At 54.7% G+C, this 16,506-nt stretch carries 14 protein-coding genes; 9 read left to right on the top strand and 5 right to left on the bottom strand.

The window, feature by feature from the left end:
* Window positions 1–2 precede the first annotated feature (2 nt).
* The gene (gene thrC / locus AC6CWS_RS04495; RefSeq protein WP_065883315.1) at window positions 3–1,283 is read left to right on the top strand and encodes a threonine synthase; all 1,281 of its coding nucleotides are present in this window, start codon (window positions 3–5) and stop codon (window positions 1,281–1,283) included.
* Window positions 1,284–1,332: 49 nt separating this feature from the next.
* Here the strand turns inward: thrC and yaaA are convergent, their stop codons facing one another.
* Both yaaA and AC6CWS_RS04505 read right to left on the bottom strand, forming a co-directional pair.
* A complete protein-coding gene (gene yaaA / locus AC6CWS_RS04500) occupies window positions 1,333–2,106 on the bottom strand; it encodes a peroxide stress protein YaaA (protein ID WP_032452393.1) in 774 nt (257 codons plus the stop codon).
* A gap of 77 nt (window positions 2,107–2,183) precedes the next feature.
* A complete protein-coding gene (locus tag AC6CWS_RS04505; protein ID WP_080901652.1) occupies window positions 2,184–3,614 on the bottom strand; it encodes an alanine/glycine:cation symporter family protein in 1,431 nt (476 codons plus the stop codon).
* A gap of 202 nt (window positions 3,615–3,816) precedes the next feature.
* Between AC6CWS_RS04505 and tal the strand changes: the two genes are divergently transcribed.
* The 3 genes from tal (at window position 3,817) to AC6CWS_RS04520 (ending at window position 6,878) form a co-directional block, all read left to right on the top strand.
* Entirely contained in the window at window positions 3,817–4,770 is a 954-nt protein-coding gene (gene tal / locus AC6CWS_RS04510; protein WP_004204228.1) for a transaldolase, read from the top strand.
* Between the two features lie 99 nt (window positions 4,771–4,869).
* Window positions 4,870–5,457 (top strand): molybdopterin adenylyltransferase, encoded by a 588-nt coding sequence (mog, locus tag AC6CWS_RS04515; RefSeq protein WP_004204229.1) that lies wholly within the window; start codon window positions 4,870–4,872, stop codon window positions 5,455–5,457.
* Window positions 5,458–5,576: 119 nt separating this feature from the next.
* Complete coding sequence (locus AC6CWS_RS04520; protein ID WP_023291913.1) at window positions 5,577–6,878, top strand: MFS transporter; 1,302 nt, start codon at window positions 5,577–5,579, stop codon at window positions 6,876–6,878.
* Between the two features lie 55 nt (window positions 6,879–6,933).
* Here the strand turns inward: AC6CWS_RS04520 and satP are convergent, their stop codons facing one another.
* The 3 genes from satP to AC6CWS_RS04535 form a co-directional block, all read right to left on the bottom strand.
* A complete protein-coding gene (gene satP / locus AC6CWS_RS04525) occupies window positions 6,934–7,500 on the bottom strand; it encodes an acetate uptake transporter (protein WP_032452395.1) in 567 nt (188 codons plus the stop codon).
* An 88-nt stretch (window positions 7,501–7,588) separates the two neighbouring features.
* Window positions 7,589–8,338 (bottom strand): acidic protein MsyB, encoded by a 750-nt coding sequence (msyB, locus tag AC6CWS_RS04530; protein ID WP_065883317.1) that lies wholly within the window; start codon window positions 8,336–8,338, stop codon window positions 7,589–7,591.
* Between the two features lie 28 nt (window positions 8,339–8,366).
* Window positions 8,367–8,771 (bottom strand): DUF2541 family protein, encoded by a 405-nt coding sequence (locus AC6CWS_RS04535; RefSeq protein WP_065883319.1) that lies wholly within the window; start codon window positions 8,769–8,771, stop codon window positions 8,367–8,369.
* A gap of 396 nt (window positions 8,772–9,167) precedes the next feature.
* Here AC6CWS_RS04535 and dnaK point away from each other — a divergent pair, with 396 nt between their 5' ends.
* The 5 genes from dnaK to AC6CWS_RS04560 all read left to right on the top strand — a co-directional run bounded on the left by dnaK (window position 9,168) and on the right by AC6CWS_RS04560 (window position 16,488).
* Window positions 9,168–11,084, top strand: coding sequence for a molecular chaperone DnaK (gene dnaK / locus AC6CWS_RS04540; RefSeq protein ID WP_023291917.1), 1,917 nt, complete (start codon window positions 9,168–9,170; stop codon window positions 11,082–11,084).
* Window positions 11,085–11,171: 87 nt separating this feature from the next.
* Entirely contained in the window at window positions 11,172–12,305 is a 1,134-nt protein-coding gene (gene dnaJ, locus AC6CWS_RS04545) for a molecular chaperone DnaJ (protein WP_002887955.1), read from the top strand.
* Window positions 12,306–12,907: 602 nt separating this feature from the next.
* Entirely contained in the window at window positions 12,908–13,675 is a 768-nt protein-coding gene (locus AC6CWS_RS04550; protein ID WP_065883321.1) for an outer membrane protein OmpK, read from the top strand.
* Window positions 13,676–13,695: 20 nt separating this feature from the next.
* The gene (locus AC6CWS_RS04555; protein ID WP_049014573.1) at window positions 13,696–15,189 is read left to right on the top strand and encodes a sulfatase family protein; all 1,494 of its coding nucleotides are present in this window, start codon (window positions 13,696–13,698) and stop codon (window positions 15,187–15,189) included.
* 99 nt (window positions 15,190–15,288) lie between these two features.
* On the top strand, window positions 15,289–16,488 hold the full coding sequence (locus tag AC6CWS_RS04560) for an anaerobic sulfatase maturase (RefSeq protein WP_323109541.1): 1,200 nt from the start codon (window positions 15,289–15,291) through the stop codon (window positions 16,486–16,488).
* Window positions 16,489–16,506: the final 18 nt, after the last annotated feature.

Raw genomic sequence — 16,506 nt, forward strand, 5'->3', positions numbered from 1 at the left:
CAATGAAACTGTATAACTTAAAAGATCACAATGAGCAGGTCAGCTTTGCGCAGGCCGTTACCCAGGGACTTGGCAAGCATCAGGGCCTGTTCTTTCCGCACGATCTGCCGGAATTCAGCCTGACTGAAATCGACGACATGCTGGCGCAGGATTTTGTCACCCGCAGCGCCAAAATTTTATCCGCCTTTATCGGCGATGAGATCCCGCAGGATGTCCTGCAGCAGCGGGTCCGCGCGGCGTTTGCGTTTCCGGCGCCAGTGAGCAAGGTTCAGGAGGATGTCGGCTGTCTGGAGCTGTTCCATGGCCCCACGCTGGCGTTCAAGGATTTCGGCGGCCGCTTTATGGCGCAGATGCTGACCCACATCGCGGGCGATAAGCCGGTCACCATCCTCACGGCGACCTCTGGCGATACCGGGGCGGCGGTGGCGCATGCTTTCTACGGACTGCCGAACGTTAAGGTAGTGATCCTCTACCCGCGCGGCAAGATCAGCCCGCTGCAGGAGAAGCTGTTCTGTACTCTCGGCGGCAACATTGAAACCGTGGCGATTGACGGCGACTTCGACGCCTGCCAGGCGCTGGTGAAGCAGGCGTTTGACGATGAAGAACTGAAGGCGACGCTGGGGCTCAACTCGGCGAACTCCATTAACATCAGCCGCCTGCTGGCGCAGATCTGCTACTACTTCGAAGCGGCGGCGCAGCTGCCGCAGGAAGCCCGCAATCAGCTGGTGATTTCCGTGCCGAGCGGCAACTTCGGCGATCTGACCGCCGGTCTGCTGGCGAAGTCGCTGGGTCTGCCGATCAAACGCTTTATCGCCGCCACCAATGCCAACGACACCGTTCCGCGCTATCTGCAGGGCGGCGAGTGGGCGCCAAAAGCCACCCAGGCGACGCTGTCCAACGCCATGGACGTCAGCCAGCCGAACAACTGGCCGCGTGTCGAAGAGCTGTTCCGCCGTAAAATCTGGCGTCTCAGCGAGCTGGGCTATGCCGCGGTCGATGATGAGACCACCAAAGCGGCAATGCGCGAGCTGAAGGCCATCGGCTACATCTCTGAGCCGCACGCGGCGATTGCCTGGCGCACGCTGCGCGATCAGCTACAGCCGGGAGAGTACGGTCTGTTCCTCGGCACCGCCCATCCGGCGAAGTTCAAAGAGAGCGTGGAGGAGATCCTGCAGGAGACCCTGCCGCTGCCGAAAGAGCTGGCCGAGCGCGCCGACCTGCCGCTGCTGTCTCACAACCTGCCGGCGGATTTCGCCGCGCTGCGTAAGCTGATGATGGGCTAAATCCTTACCGTCCCCCTGTTGCGTCGATCGCCGTAGGGGGACCGTTTACTTACTGCTCGTGGCGTTTAAACACCAGTTCGCCTTTCTCCGACGCCTCCGCATCAAAGAAATAGCCTTCGCTATTAAAGGATTTCAGCTGTTCCGGCTGGGTTAAGCGGTTTTCAATAATGTAGCGACTCATCAGGCCACGGGCCTTCTTGGCATAGAAGCTTATCACTTTGAATTTGCCGTTCTTCTCATCGAGGAATACCGGCTTGATCAGCTGGCCCTGCAATTTTTGCGTTTTCACCGATTTAAAATATTCATCGGAAGCCAGGTTGATGACGATATCGTCGCCCTGAGCCTGCAGCGCCTGATTCAGCTTCTCGGTAATGGTCTCGCCCCAGAACTGGTACAGATCTTTGCCGCGGGGGTTTTCCAGACGGATCCCCATCTCAAGGCGGTAGGGCTGCATCAGGTCCAGCGGACGCAGCACGCCATACAGGCCGGAGAGCATGCGCAGGTGTCGCTGGGCGAAGTCAAAGTCGTCCTCCGTGAGCGTCTCTGCCTGCAGGCCGGTGTAGACATCGCCCTTAAAGGCGAGGATCGCCTGGCGGGCATTTTGCGGCGTAAAGTCAGGGTGCCAGTCGTGGAAACGGGTGGCGTTCAGATCCGCCAGCTTGTCGCTGATGCTCATCAGCTTGCCGATTTGCGGCGCGGTCAGCTGACGGGCGATGCTGATAAGCTGTTGAGAATACTCGAGGAGTTCGGGCTGGGTATAGCGAGTCGTTGCCAGCGGGCTTTGATAATCGAGCGTTTTAGCAGGTGAAATCAGAATCAGCATATCCAGTCCTTGCAGGTAATTTCGACGAATTTTAACAAAAAAAGTGCATGGTGGGATCGATAGCTGCGATTGCCGCGCTATTCGCGCGGCAGTTCATTCCACGCGCCCGGGGCCAGCTGTTGGTGAATCTCAGGATAGCGCGACGCATCGAAAGTAGGCTGAATGCCCAGTTGGCGCTGACGCAGATAATCACTGGCGATAATCCGCACCGTCGGGGAGAGCAGCAGGATGGCCGTCAGGTTGGTCATCGCCATCAGCGCCATAATGATATCCGCGCTCTGCCAGACGACCGGCAGGCTAACCAGGGTTCCCAGCAGCACCATCAGGACGGTAAGTATCCGCAGCGCCCAGATATAGCGCGGCTTATCCAGACGCAGAAAGACCAGATTATTTTCCGCGTACAGGTAGTTGGCGACGATAGAGCTAAAGGCGAACAACAGCACGATGAAAGCGATAAAACCCGCCCCCCAGCCCCCGACCAGCATGCTCATCGCGTGCTGCAGGGCCTGGATGCCGTTGAGCGTATACTCATTGTCGGGGTGGGGCGCCAGCATGACGATAATCGCGCTGGCGGTACAGATGACGATGGTATCGATAAACACGCCAATCATCTGCACGATACCCTGCGCCGCCGGGTGCGGCGGCCAGGAGGCGGCGGCTGCGGCGGCGTTAGGCGAAGAGCCCATTCCGGCTTCATTGGAGAACATGCCGCGCTGAAAGCCGCTGGTCAGCGCCTGGCTGATGGTGTAGCCCACCGCGCCGGCGGCGGCTTCCTGCCAGCCGAAGGCGCAGCGAAAGATGGTGGAGAAAATCGTCGGCAGGGCGGTGATATGCCACAGGCCGATAAGCAGGCTGGTGGCGATCCACAGCAGCGCCATGATGGGGACGATCCACTGCATCAGGCGCGCCACACCGCGTAAACCACGGAGGATGGCCAGCAGAACGACAACGGCCAGCACGCCGCCGCTGACTGCCGCCGGCAGATCGAACGCATAGCGCAGGGCATGGGCCACGGAGTTGGCCTGTACGGTATTGAAGATAAAGCCATAGGCCAGCAGCAGGAGGATCGAAAACAGAACGCCCATCCAGCGCATGCCGAGCCCGCGCGCCATATACCAGGCCGGACCGCCGCGAAACTGCCCGCGGCTATCGCGCTCTTTATACAGCTGGGCAAGGGAACATTCGGCGAAGCTGCTGGCCATGCCGAGCAGGGCGGAGACCCACATCCAGAATACGGCGCCGGGCCCGCCGGCGGCGATAGCCAGCGTGACGCCGGCAAGATTGCCGCTGCCGACTCGCGCAGCAAGGCTGGTACAGAGCGCCTGAAAGGAGGTTAAACCGCCCGGCTGCGGGTGCAGGCTTTTTTTCAGGCTGCGGCCAAATTTGCGCACGTAACGGAACTGAATACCCCGGGTTTGCCAGCTAAACCAGATACCGGCGCCCAGTAGCAGATAAATCATCACTGAGCCCCAGAGTATTTCATTGATAAATGAGAGAAAATCAGGCATTAAACATCCTCTTGTCCATGCCGGCACGCCAGTGTAAGCGTTACCAATTAAGTGACAATCCTTGCGCTTTCAGCAAATTAATCTGCATAGTTTATCACACTCTGCGCTCTTCTCTCGTCGGCGGTTGCGCTGACCCGGCAGCGTGTTATCATCTGGGCAGACCGGTTACATCCCCTTAACTGCTGTTTAAGAGAAATATATCATGACGGATAAATTAACTTCTCTGCGTCAGTACACCACTGTCGTCGCTGACACCGGAGATATTGCGGCAATGAAGCTGTATCAGCCTCAGGATGCCACCACCAACCCTTCCCTGATCCTCGGCGCGGCTCAGATCCCTGAGTACCGTAAGCTGATTGACGACGCTGTGGCCTGGGCTCGTAGCCAGAGCAGCGATCGCGCGCAGCAGATCCTCGATGCTTCCGACAAGCTGGCGGTGAACATCGGTCTCGAAATCCTGAAACTGATCCCGGGCCGTATCTCCACCGAAGTGGATGCGCGTCTCTCCTACGACACCGAAGCGTCTATCGCTAAAGCCAAGCGCATCATCAAGCTGTATAACGACGCGGGCATCAGCAACGATCGTATTCTGATCAAGCTGGCTTCCACCTGGCAGGGCATTCGCGCCGCTGAACAGCTGGAAAAAGAGGGCATCAACTGCAACCTGACGCTGCTGTTCTCCTTCGCTCAGGCTCGCGCTTGCGCCGAAGCGGGCGTCTTCCTGATTTCGCCGTTCGTTGGCCGTATCCTCGACTGGTACAAAGCCAATACCGATAAGAAAGAGTACGCGCCGGCAGAAGATCCGGGCGTGGTTTCCGTCAGCGAAATCTACGAGTACTACAAGCAGCACGGTTATGAAACCGTGGTGATGGGCGCCAGCTTCCGTAACGTTGGCGAAATTCTGGAACTGGCTGGCTGTGACCGCCTGACCATCGCCCCGGCGCTGCTGAAAGAGCTGTCCGAAAGCGAAGGCGCCGTTGAGCGTAAACTGGTGTATACCGGTGAAGTGAAAGCGCGTCCGGAGCGTATTACCGAATCTGAGTTCCTGTGGCAGCATAACCAGGATCCGATGGCGGTAGACAAACTGGCGGAAGGTATCCGTAAGTTTGCGATCGACCAGGAAAAACTGGAAAAAATGATCGGCGAACTGCTGTAATCCCGCAGGTGGCCGACGCCCGTCGGCCACATTACACTGTCTGTCCCGCCAGCAGCAGTGTATCATTTCGTTTAACGCCACAGTTTGAACGGAATAACCATGAATACCTTACGAATCGGCTTAGTTTCCATTTCCGATCGCGCCTCCAGCGGCGTCTATCAGGACAAAGGCATCCCGGCACTGGAAGAGTGGCTGGCGCGTGCCCTTACCACCCCTTTTGAACTGCAGACTCGCCTGATCCCGGATGAGCAGGTCATTATTGAGCAAACGCTGTGCGAACTGGTTGACGAGATGGGGTGCCATCTGGTGCTGACCACCGGCGGCACCGGCCCGGCGCGTCGCGATGTGACGCCCGACGCCACGCTGGCGATTGCCGATCGCGAGATGCCGGGCTTCGGCGAGCAAATGCGCCAGGTTAGCCTACACTTTGTGCCGACGGCGATCCTTTCCCGGCAGGTCGGGGTGATCCGCAAGCAGGCGCTGATCCTCAATCTTCCCGGACAACCGAAAGCGATTCAGGAGACCCTGGAAGGGGTGAAAGATGCTGACGGCAACGTGCTGGTGCACGGTATTTTCGCAAGTGTACCTTATTGTGTACAGTTGCTGGAGGGGCCTTATGTGGAAACCGATGGCCGTGTGGTAGAAGCATTTCGTCCCAAAAGTGCCCGACGCGAAACTTTATCCTGAATTTGATGCATTTGTGACATAACATGCATCGCTGATGGTGTGCCGTTTTATTTACGATATAGTGCTGTTTACTTTACACACTATAAAATACGCTGCACGCCTCAGGATGAAATCGCGTTATGTCATATGCAAACCGACCGCTCAACCGCCAGGATTATAAAACGCTGACGCTGGCCGCCCTTGGCGGCGCGCTGGAGTTTTATGACTTTATCATCTTCGTTTTCTTCGCCGCCGTCGTCGGCGAGCTCTTCTTCCCCGCGGATATTCCGGAATGGCTTCGCCAGGTACAGACCTTTGGCATTTTCGCCGCCGGTTACCTGGCGCGTCCGCTGGGGGGGATCATCATGGCTCATTTTGGCGATCTGGTTGGCCGCAAGAAAATGTTTACCCTCAGCATCCTGCTGATGGCGCTGCCGACCCTGGCGATTGGTCTGTTGCCGACCTACAGCTCGGTGGGCATCGTCGCGCCGCTGCTGTTGCTGCTGATGCGTATTCTGCAGGGGGCGGCGATCGGCGGCGAGGTGCCTGGCGCTTGGGTGTTTGTCGCCGAGCATGTTCCGGAAAAACGCATTGGTATCGCCTGCGGCACGCTGACGGCCGGCCTGACCGTAGGCATCCTGCTGGGATCCGTGGTAGCGACGCTTATCAACACCAGCCTGACGCCGCAGGGGATCCACGACGGCGGCTGGCGGATCCCCTTCCTGCTGGGAGGCGTATTTGGTCTGGTGGCGATGTATCTGCGCCGCTGGCTGCAGGAGACGCCGATTTTTCTTGAGATGCAGCAGCGCAAAGCGCTGGCGCAGGAGCTGCCGGTAAAAGCGGTCGTCCTCAAGCACCAGAAGGCGGTGGCGGTCTCTATGCTGCTGACCTGGCTGCTGTCGGCAGGCGTGGTGGTGGTGATCCTGATGTCGCCGGTCTGGCTGCAGAAACACTATGGCTTCGCCCCGGCGATAACCCTGCAGGCCAACAGCATTGCCACGATTATGTTGTGCATCGGCTGTCTGCTCGCCGGGCTGGCGGCGGACCGCTTCGGCGCCAGCCGCACCTTTATCGTCGGCAGCCTGCTGCTGGCGGTTGCCAGCTGGGCGTTTTACCACCTGTCTGGCGCCAGCCCGCAGCGGCTGTTTCTGCTCTACGGCACGGTGGGACTCTGTGTGGGCGTGGTGGGGGCGGTGCCTTATGTTATGGTGCGGGCCTTCCCGGCGGAAGTGCGCTTCACCGGCATCTCCTTTTCCTACAATCTGTCGTACGCGATTTTTGGCGGCCTGACGCCAATTGCCGTCACGATGCTGATGGGGGTGTCGCCGATGGCCCCGGCCTGGTATGTGCTGGCCTTGTCGCTGATGGGGCTGGGATTAGGTATCTGGCTGCGTCAGGGGCTGACGGCGGCGAGGTTGCCGGAAGGGGAGCTGCAGCGCTAAGCAGGTTTGCCGATGATGACCAGCCGCCGCCCTGTCACAGGGCGGCGGCGGAAGATTAACGCGGTTCGCCGATCGGCAGCACGGTGCGGCCGAACTGCTCGTTCAGCACTTCGCCCATCGCCAGGTAAATGGCGCTGGCGCCGCAAACCAGGCCGACCCAGCCGGCAACTTTCACGATGCCTTCGTTATCCACCAGATGACCAATCGCCAGCAGCGCAAACAGCACCGTCAGGCTCAGGAACACGAACTGCAGCATGCGTGCGGCTTTCAGCGTACCGAAGAACATGAACAACGTAAAAATACCCCACAGGCCGAGATACATGCCGAGGAAGTGCGCGTTCGGCGCATCAGCCAGGCCCATTTTCGGCATCAGGAGAATAGCAACCAGCGTCAGCCAGAAGCTGCCGTAGGAGGTAAAAGCGGTCAAGCCAAAGGTGTTGCCTTTTTTGTATTCCAGCAGGCCGGCAAAAATTTGCGCAATGCCGCCGTAAAAAATGCCCATCGCCAGGATAGCTACATCGAATGCGAACAGGCCGCTATTCGCCAGGTTAAGCAGAATAGTGGTCATGCCGAAGCCCATAAGGCCCAGCGGTGCCGGATTAGCCAACTTAGTGTTGCCCATAATTCCTCAAAATTATCATTAAAAGGGAAGCATTACCCCGCGACTTGGCGGCGGGGCGCGGCATAATAATGAGGCGCGGAAAGGCTGTCTATGATCTGGCGGGGTATTTTTCACCAATTTCAGTTGCGCCCGACGACGAGTGGAGCATTTGTCGTAAACAGGCAATATGCAGAACCGCGGGGATGGTGACCCGATAAGCGCTGCCGCTTACCGCTTTCACGCTGTTCAGCGCGGCGCCAAGCGGTCCCCCCAGCCCGGCGCCGCGTACCAGGCCATGGCCGATGACGCTCACGGCGGCGTGCGTGCGCAGGATGGCGGTTAACCGCTCATCCAGTAGCAGGGCAACGCCTTCACTCAGCTTGCGGCGCCTCAACAGATGGGGCGGCAGGCTTTCCAGCTCATGACTCCGGCACTCCACCGCGGCGAGAAACTGCGTTTTTTGTTCCTCATCCAGCTTATTCCAGCTGTGCTGCAGAAAATGCGTCAACAACTGTTGCTCGATCTGCGGCGTCGTCATCTGTTTATCGACCTTCGCCTTTAGCCTTTTACACACATCCAGCAGGATGACGCGATAAAATTTGCCATGGCGGCGCAGCGTATTGGCGATGCTGTCGCCGCCGAAATGCTGTAGCTCGCCGGCGATCAACTGCCAGTTGCGGCGATAGCGCTCCGGGTGGCCCTCCATAGACAGAAAGGTCTCGTTGCGCAGCAGCGTACTGGAGAGACGGGGTTTGCCATTTTCCCCGTGGGTCAGAATACGGGTAAACGCTTCCAGATGCGCCTCGCTGCACTCAGGCAGAAAGGCGAGATCGTCATCATCCAGATAGTTAATATGCATAACGTTTTCTCTCGGGCAGGGGACGACGTTAGTCGTCGCCGATAATTTTCAGTGAGGCCATATCTGAGGAGTTGACCGTGTGGCCGGAGAAGGCGATTTTTTTCACACAGCGCTTGTTGTCGTTATCGCTGTTGAGGGAGATCCAGCCGGTGGTGTGGCCCTCTTTGATCCCGGCGGGCACGTTCAGGGTGTGGCTGGCGCCGTGGCTGGCCTTAAAGTAGACCGTTGCTCCGGAGAGCTGAATATCGCCGCGTTCGGCGCTGAGCTGAATACGTTTGACCACCCGGCAGACGGGAAGATTCAGCGTCAAATCGTTGGTCTCATTGCGCGGCATGGCTATCACGCCGAGGATCTTATGGTCGTTGGCGGCCGCAGAGGTGATAACTGACACGCTAAGGATAAGCCCCGCTGAAAGCCGGAATAGTGATTTCATTAATCTGTCCCCTGAATAAGTAAAGTGCGAGGGCGGGGATCTTATCACTGCGAAAACGGGGCTTTTAGCGCACAAGTATTGCGTTTTATGTCAATGATATTATGAATATATTCGGTTTTTTTATTCGTTACTTGTATGGGTGTTTCGCCATCTTTTTTGCCGCCCGGCAACATCGTTTGCTAAGCCATCGACGGCAGCGTGCGAGGGCGTCGGCTGGCCTCCGACAAAAAATTTTTCTGCTTGCCCCTTGATGCCGGGGTGGGCGACCCCATCTTGTAGTCAACCGCAGTGAAGAACCTGAAAAAAAATGATGTCTGGGCAGTTGAAACCGCACGTTTCGCCCTTATTACAGGTTCACAACCACATGTTGATCGAATTTTTAGTGGAGACGTTTAGATGGGTAAAATTATTGGTATCGACCTGGGTACTACCAACTCTTGTGTAGCGATTATGGATGGCACTACTGCACGCGTGCTGGAGAACGCCGAAGGCGATCGCACCACGCCTTCTATCATTGCCTATACCCAGGATGGTGAAACTCTGGTTGGTCAGCCGGCTAAACGTCAGGCAGTGACAAACCCGCAAAACACCCTGTTTGCGATTAAACGCCTGATTGGCCGCCGCTTCCAGGACGAAGAAGTTCAGCGTGACGTTTCTATCATGCCATACAAAATTGTTGCCGCAGACAATGGCGACGCATGGCTGGATGTGAAGGGCACCAAAACTGCACCGCCGCAGATCTCTGCTGAAGTGCTGAAAAAAATGAAGAAAACGGCTGAAGATTACCTGGGTGAACCGGTAACTGAAGCGGTTATCACCGTACCGGCTTACTTCAACGATGCGCAGCGTCAGGCAACCAAAGATGCTGGCCGTATCGCCGGTCTGGAAGTCAAACGTATCATCAACGAACCGACCGCGGCCGCGCTGGCGTACGGTCTGGATAAAGAAGTGGGCAACCGCACGATCGCGGTTTACGACCTCGGTGGTGGTACTTTCGATATCTCTATTATCGAAATCGACGAAGTTGATGGCGAAAAAACCTTCGAAGTACTGGCGACCAACGGTGATACCCACCTGGGCGGCGAAGACTTCGATACCCGTCTGATCAACTACCTCGTTGATGAATTTAAGAAAGATCAGGGCATTGACCTGCGCAACGACCCGCTGGCGATGCAGCGCCTGAAAGAAGCCGCTGAGAAAGCGAAGATTGAACTGTCTTCTGCTCAGCAGACCGACGTTAACCTGCCGTACATCACGGCAGACGCGACCGGTCCGAAACACATGAACATCAAAGTGACGCGTGCGAAACTGGAAAGCCTGGTAGAAGACCTGGTTAACCGTTCCATCGAGCCGCTGAAAGTAGCCCTGCAGGATGCCGGTCTGTCCGTTTCCGATATCAACGACGTCATCCTCGTTGGTGGTCAGACTCGTATGCCGATGGTGCAGAAGAAAGTGGCCGAGTTCTTTGGTAAAGAACCGCGTAAAGACGTTAACCCGGACGAAGCCGTGGCGATCGGCGCAGCCGTTCAGGGCGGTGTACTGACCGGTGATGTGAAAGACGTTCTGCTGCTCGACGTGACCCCGCTGTCGCTGGGTATCGAAACCATGGGCGGCGTGATGACTGCGCTGATCAGCAAAAACACCACTATCCCGACCAAGCACAGCCAGGTGTTCTCTACCGCTGAAGACAACCAGTCCGCGGTTACCATCCATGTGCTGCAGGGTGAGCGTAAACGCGCGTCTGATAACAAATCTCTGGGTCAGTTCAACCTGGATGGCATTAACCCGGCGCCGCGCGGCATGCCGCAGATCGAAGTGACCTTTGACATCGATGCTGACGGTATCCTGCACGTCTCCGCGAAAGACAAAAACAGCGGTAAAGAGCAGAAGATCACCATCAAAGCGTCTTCCGGTCTGAATGAAGAAGAAATTCAGAAAATGGTTCGCGAAGCGGAAGCTAACGCCGAATCTGACCGTAAGTTCGAAGAGCTGGTACAGACCCGTAACCAGGGCGACCATCTGCTGCACAGCACTCGCAAGCAGGTTGAAGAAGCAGGCGATAAACTGCCGGCTGACGACAAAACTGCCATCGAGTCTGCGCTGACCGCGCTGGAAACTTCGCTGAAAGGTGAAGACAAAGCGGACATCGAAGCGAAAATGCAGGCGCTGGCGCAGGTTTCCCAGAAGCTGATGGAAATCGCCCAGCAGCAGCATGCTCAGCAGCAGGCGGGTTCCGCTGACGCTCAGGCGAGCAACGCGAAAGACGACGATGTTGTCGACGCTGAGTTCGAAGAAGTGAAAGATAAAAAATAATCGCCCTTTGAACGGGTAAAACACTGGCACGGGCGAAGAGGTTTCCTCTCCGCCCGTGCACGCATGTTAAGGGGCTGAAAAACACCGATGGCAAAGCAAGATTACTACGAGATTTTAGGCGTCTCCAAAACAGCGGAAGAGCGTGAAATCAAAAAGGCTTATAAGCGCCTGGCCATGAAGTATCACCCGGACCGCAACCAGGGTGATAAAGAGGCCGAAGCCAAATTTAAAGAAATCAAAGAAGCGTATGAAATCCTGACTGATGCCCAGAAGCGTGCGGCCTACGATCAGTACGGCCATGCGGCCTTTGAGCAGGGCGGCATGGGCGGCGGCGGCGGTTTTGGCGGCGGTGCGGACTTCAGCGATATCTTTGGCGATGTTTTCGGCGATATCTTTGGCGGCGGACGTGGCCGGCAGCGCGCGGCGCGTGGCGCCGATCTCCGTTACAACATGGAGCTGACGCTGGAAGAAGCGGTTCGTGGCGTCACCAAAGAGATCCGTATTCCGACGCTGGAAGAGTGCGACGTCTGCCACGGCAGCGGCGCCAAAGCAGGCAGCAAACCGCAGACCTGTCCAACCTGTCATGGCGCGGGCCAGGTACAGATGCGTCAGGGCTTCTTTGCGGTACAGCAGACCTGTCCGCACTGTCAGGGACGCGGTACGCTGATTAAAGATCCGTGCAATAAATGTCATGGTCACGGCCGCGTTGAGAAGACCAAAACCCTGTCGGTTAAAATCCCGGCGGGCGTGGATACCGGCGACCGGATCCGTCTGGCGGGCGAAGGCGAAGCCGGCGAGCATGGCGCACCGGCAGGGGATCTGTACGTTCAGGTTCAGGTGAAGCAGCACGCTATCTTTGAGCGTGAAGGTAATAATCTGTACTGCGAAGTGCCGATCAACTTCACCATGGCTGCGCTGGGCGGTGAGATTGAGGTCCCGACGCTCGACGGTCGCGTCAACCTGAAAATTCCGGGTGAAACCCAGACCGGCAAGCTGTTCCGCATGCGTGGGAAAGGCGTGAAATCCGTTCGCGGCGGCGCGCAGGGCGATCTGCTGTGCCGGGTGGTGGTGGAGACGCCGGTGGGGCTGAACGAGAAGCAGAAGCAGCTGCTGAAAGAGCTGCAGGAAAGCTTCGGCGGCCCGACCGGGGAAAACAATAGCCCGCGTTCGAAAAGCTTCTTTGACGGTGTGAAGAAGTTTTTTGATGATTTGACTCGTTAATCATTTCCGTCATTGCTGATAAAAAGCCTGAGATTGAGAAATCCCAGGCTTTTTTATTTCTTCTTGATGCATCCATTAATTTAACTCTTTGATTCAGAATCTTTATTTTATTGAATCAGGAGTATTAACAGCGTTCTTCCCATTGATTTATTTTTCCCTCATGGCATAACCTACATGCATTTAATATATGTGCAGTTAATCTCAATAGGGCTTTATTATTTATAATATGAATAATTGATGGTCTGGTCATTTCGATGTTGCTGGGGCATTATGTCTTAATCATCCAGGATAAGGCCCGAACGTTTCATCTGTGGTTGCCCAAATGGGTATTGTCGGACGTCGCTTAAATCAATAACGTCCTTACGCGCCAGTTATGACAAAAATAGGTAACAGACAAGTGCGTTATGATCGTGCCGGATATTTATAAATAATAACTTACCCTCACTAAAACAACATATTTTGACACATGCCTGATAATACCCATCGTCCCTTTTGATATGAGATTTTCATCACTATTTTGACGGTGTGTTTCGCTAACAATAAGCGCCGCAGAAAAGTAGTGTATGGCTATGGACGAATTATAACTTTGGGAAATACTTTCAATGCCTCGGATAAAAAATACGCTATTGGCTTGTACGATACTTGCAGCATCCTCGGGCTTTAGTCACTCCGTACAAGCATCTTTGGACTACCAATATTCTTTTGGATCGATTAATGCAGGTTATGCTGACTGGAACAGCGGCTTTGTCGATGTAGGTCGTGGTGAAGTCTGGAAAGCCACAGCTGATTTTGGCGTCAATTTTAAAGAAGCTGAATTCTATTCTTTTTTTGAAAGTAATGTACTCAACCATTCTGTCGCGGGGCGTAACCATACGGTTTCAGCGATGACGCATGTTCGCCTTTTTGGCTCTGACTATACGCTCTTTGGCAAGATTTATGGCCAGTGGGAAAATACGTGGGGGGATGATCTGGACATGTTTTATGGTCTTGGTTATCTGGGATGGTCCGGGAAATGGGGATTCTTTAAACCTTACCTCGGACTCCACAATGAGTCGGGTGATTATGTTTCGCCAAAATATGGACAAACAAGCGGCTGGAACGGGTATGTGCTGGGCTGGACGGCAGCTTATAACTTCACACTGTTTGACGAGAAATTTGTTCTGTCAGACTGGAATGAAATTGAATTTGAGCGAAATGACGCCTACGCGGAACAGCAACACGGTGATTATGGCATTAATGGCGGTTTAACGCTGGCCTGGAAGTTTTATCCTCGCTGGAAGGCAACGGTAACCTGGCGTTATTTTAAAAACAAATTAGGTTATGACGGCTTTGGCGATCAAATGATTTATATGGTTGGGTATGAATTTTAAAAAATGTCAAAGGAGTTAAAATGAAAAGAACAGTTGTTGCCAGTATGATTGGGCTGGCGCTATGTGCCGGGAGCGCGCTGTCAACAGCACATGCCGCAACAGAAAAGCGTCCTAATTTGGTTATTATTCTGGCTGATGATTTAGGGTATGGCGATCTTGCAACTTATGGACATCCCATTGTCAAAACCCCGAATATCGACAAACTGGCGCAGGAAGGGGTGAAATTCACCGATTATTATGCGCCTGCGCCGCTGTGCTCTCCCTCCCGTGCGGGTCTGTTAACCGGTCGTATGCCATTTCGTACCGGTATTCGCTCATGGATCCCGGAAGGCAAAGATGTTGCATTAGGGCGTAATGAACTGACCATCGCCAATCTGTTGAAACAGCAGGGCTATGACACGGCGATGATGGGCAAACTGCACCTGAATGCAGGTGGAGATCGTACCGATCAACCCCAGGCAAAAGATATGGGGTTTGATTACAGTCTGGTGAATCCGGCGGGATTTGTCACGGATTCCACGCTGGATAATGCCAAAGAGCGTCCTCGCTACGGGGTGGTGCATCCGACAGGATGGCTACGCAATGGGCAACGAATTGGTCGCGCAGATAAAATGAGCGGTGAATTTGTCAGCTCTGAAGTGGTGAACTGGCTGGATAATAAGAAAGATGATAAGCCGTTCTTCTTATATGTCGCGTTTACTGAGGTGCACAGCCCGCTGGCTTCGCCGAAGAAATATCTCGATATGTACTCGCAATATATGAGCGCGTACCAAAAACAGCACCCGGATCTGTTTTATGGCGACTGGGCTGATAAACCGTGGCGTGGCACGGGGGAGTACTACGCGAACATCAGTTACATGGATGCTCAGGTCGGTAAAGTGCTGGATAAAATTAAGGCAATGGGCGAAGAAGACAACACCATCGTGATTTTCACCAGTGACAATGGCCCGGTAACGCGTGAGGCGCGTAAGGTGTATGAGCTGAACCTGGCGGGTGAGACCGATGGTTTGCGTGGCCGTAAAGATAATCTGTGGGAAGGCGGCATCCGCGTTCCGGCGATTATTAAATATGGCAAACATCTGCCGCAGGGGATGGTGACGGATACGCCGGTTTCCGGTCTTGACTGGATGCCGACGCTGGCGAAGATGATGGATTTTACACTCCCGAACGATCGCACGTACGATGGCCAGTCTTTGGTTCCGCTGCTGGAACAGAAGCCGCTGGAGCGTAATAAGCCGTTGATCTTCGGCGTTGATATGCCATTCCAGGACGATCCAACCGATGAGTGGGCGATCAGGGATGGCGACTGGAAAATGATCATCGATCGTGAAAATAAACCGAAGTATCTCTACAACCTGAAGACCGACCGTTACGAAACGCTCAATCAGATTGGCAAACGGCCGGATATTGAGAAACAACTGTACGATAAGTTCCTGAAGTATAAAGCAGACATCGATAACGATTCGTTAATGAAAGCCCGTGGCGATAAGCCGACGCCGGTCACCTGGGGCTAACCGAATAACCATAAAACCGTAGTATGCCACTTAGGGCGATGCCCGCCTGATTCGGTGTTTAAACTGAATCAGGTTCTTTTTATTGGGATGGATATAGCGATCATGCGAAGAAAGAGCTGTCAGGTCATGATTAAACCGACAGGTTCAGTATGCAATCTTGATTGTAAGTACTGCTTCTATCTGGAAAAGGAAAAGCTCTACCCGGAGCGAAAGCGCAACTACAGAATGTCAGACGAGATGCTGGAACGCTTCATTAAACAACATATTGCCGCGCAAGAGGTTGATGAGGTGATTTTTGCCTGGCAGGGCGGAGAACCGACGTTGATGGGGCTGCCTTTTTATCGCCGGGCGATCGAACTCCAGCAGCGTTATGCTGCGGGAAAAACGATTGTGAATACCTTCCAGACGAACGGCATTTTGATCGACGACCAATGGGCTGAGTTTTTTCGGGCCAATCAATTCCTGGTCGGTATTTCCATTGACGGCGATGCAGCCTTGCATGACGAATGGCGCGTTACGCGCTCGGGAAAAGCGACGCATGCGAAAGTTGAACAGGCCATACAATGTCTGCACCGCCACGGCGTTGAATTTAATACGCTGACGGTTGTTAATCAGAGCAATATGCGCCATCCGCTTCAGGTATATCGCTATCTGAAGAGCATCGGCAGCCGTTATATGCAATTTATCCCTTTGGTGGAAAGAAGCAGCGAAAAGAGCGGCCTTGGGCTGGCGCACCCTGAGGACAGGCAAACAAAAATGATGCCGTGGTCGGTTGATCCGCTACAGTTTGGCCATTTTCTTAACGCTATTTTTGATGTATGGGTCCGCGAAGACATTGGCGACATAGGCATACAGATGTTTGAACAGACGCTTGCCGCCTGGTGTGGGTTGCCTCCCCAGGTATGCGTATTCGCGCCAACCTGCGGCAGCGCGTTTGCGATGGAGATGAACGGCGACGTTTATAACTGCGATCATTTTGTTTATCCGCAGTACAGGCTGGGAAATATTCAGGATACAACGCTACATGCGATGAATAATAGCGCGCAAAACCAGCAGTTTGGTGATGATAAAAGCCACTCAATAGCGCAGGAGTGTCGCTCTTGTCAGTGGCAATTTGCCTGCTACGGCGGCTGCCCCAAGCACCGCTTCTTGCAATCCGCGACGGGCGAGAGAAACCACAACTATTTGTGCGCAGGCTATAAAGCGTTTTTCTCTCATAGCGCGGTGACTATGAGCGCGATGAAGACACTCCATCAGAATGGTTTTTCACCGGCAGAGATAAAATCAATATTTGTTTGAAAATCATACCGTCACAGG

This window comes from Klebsiella sp. M041 (assembly GCF_059759695.1).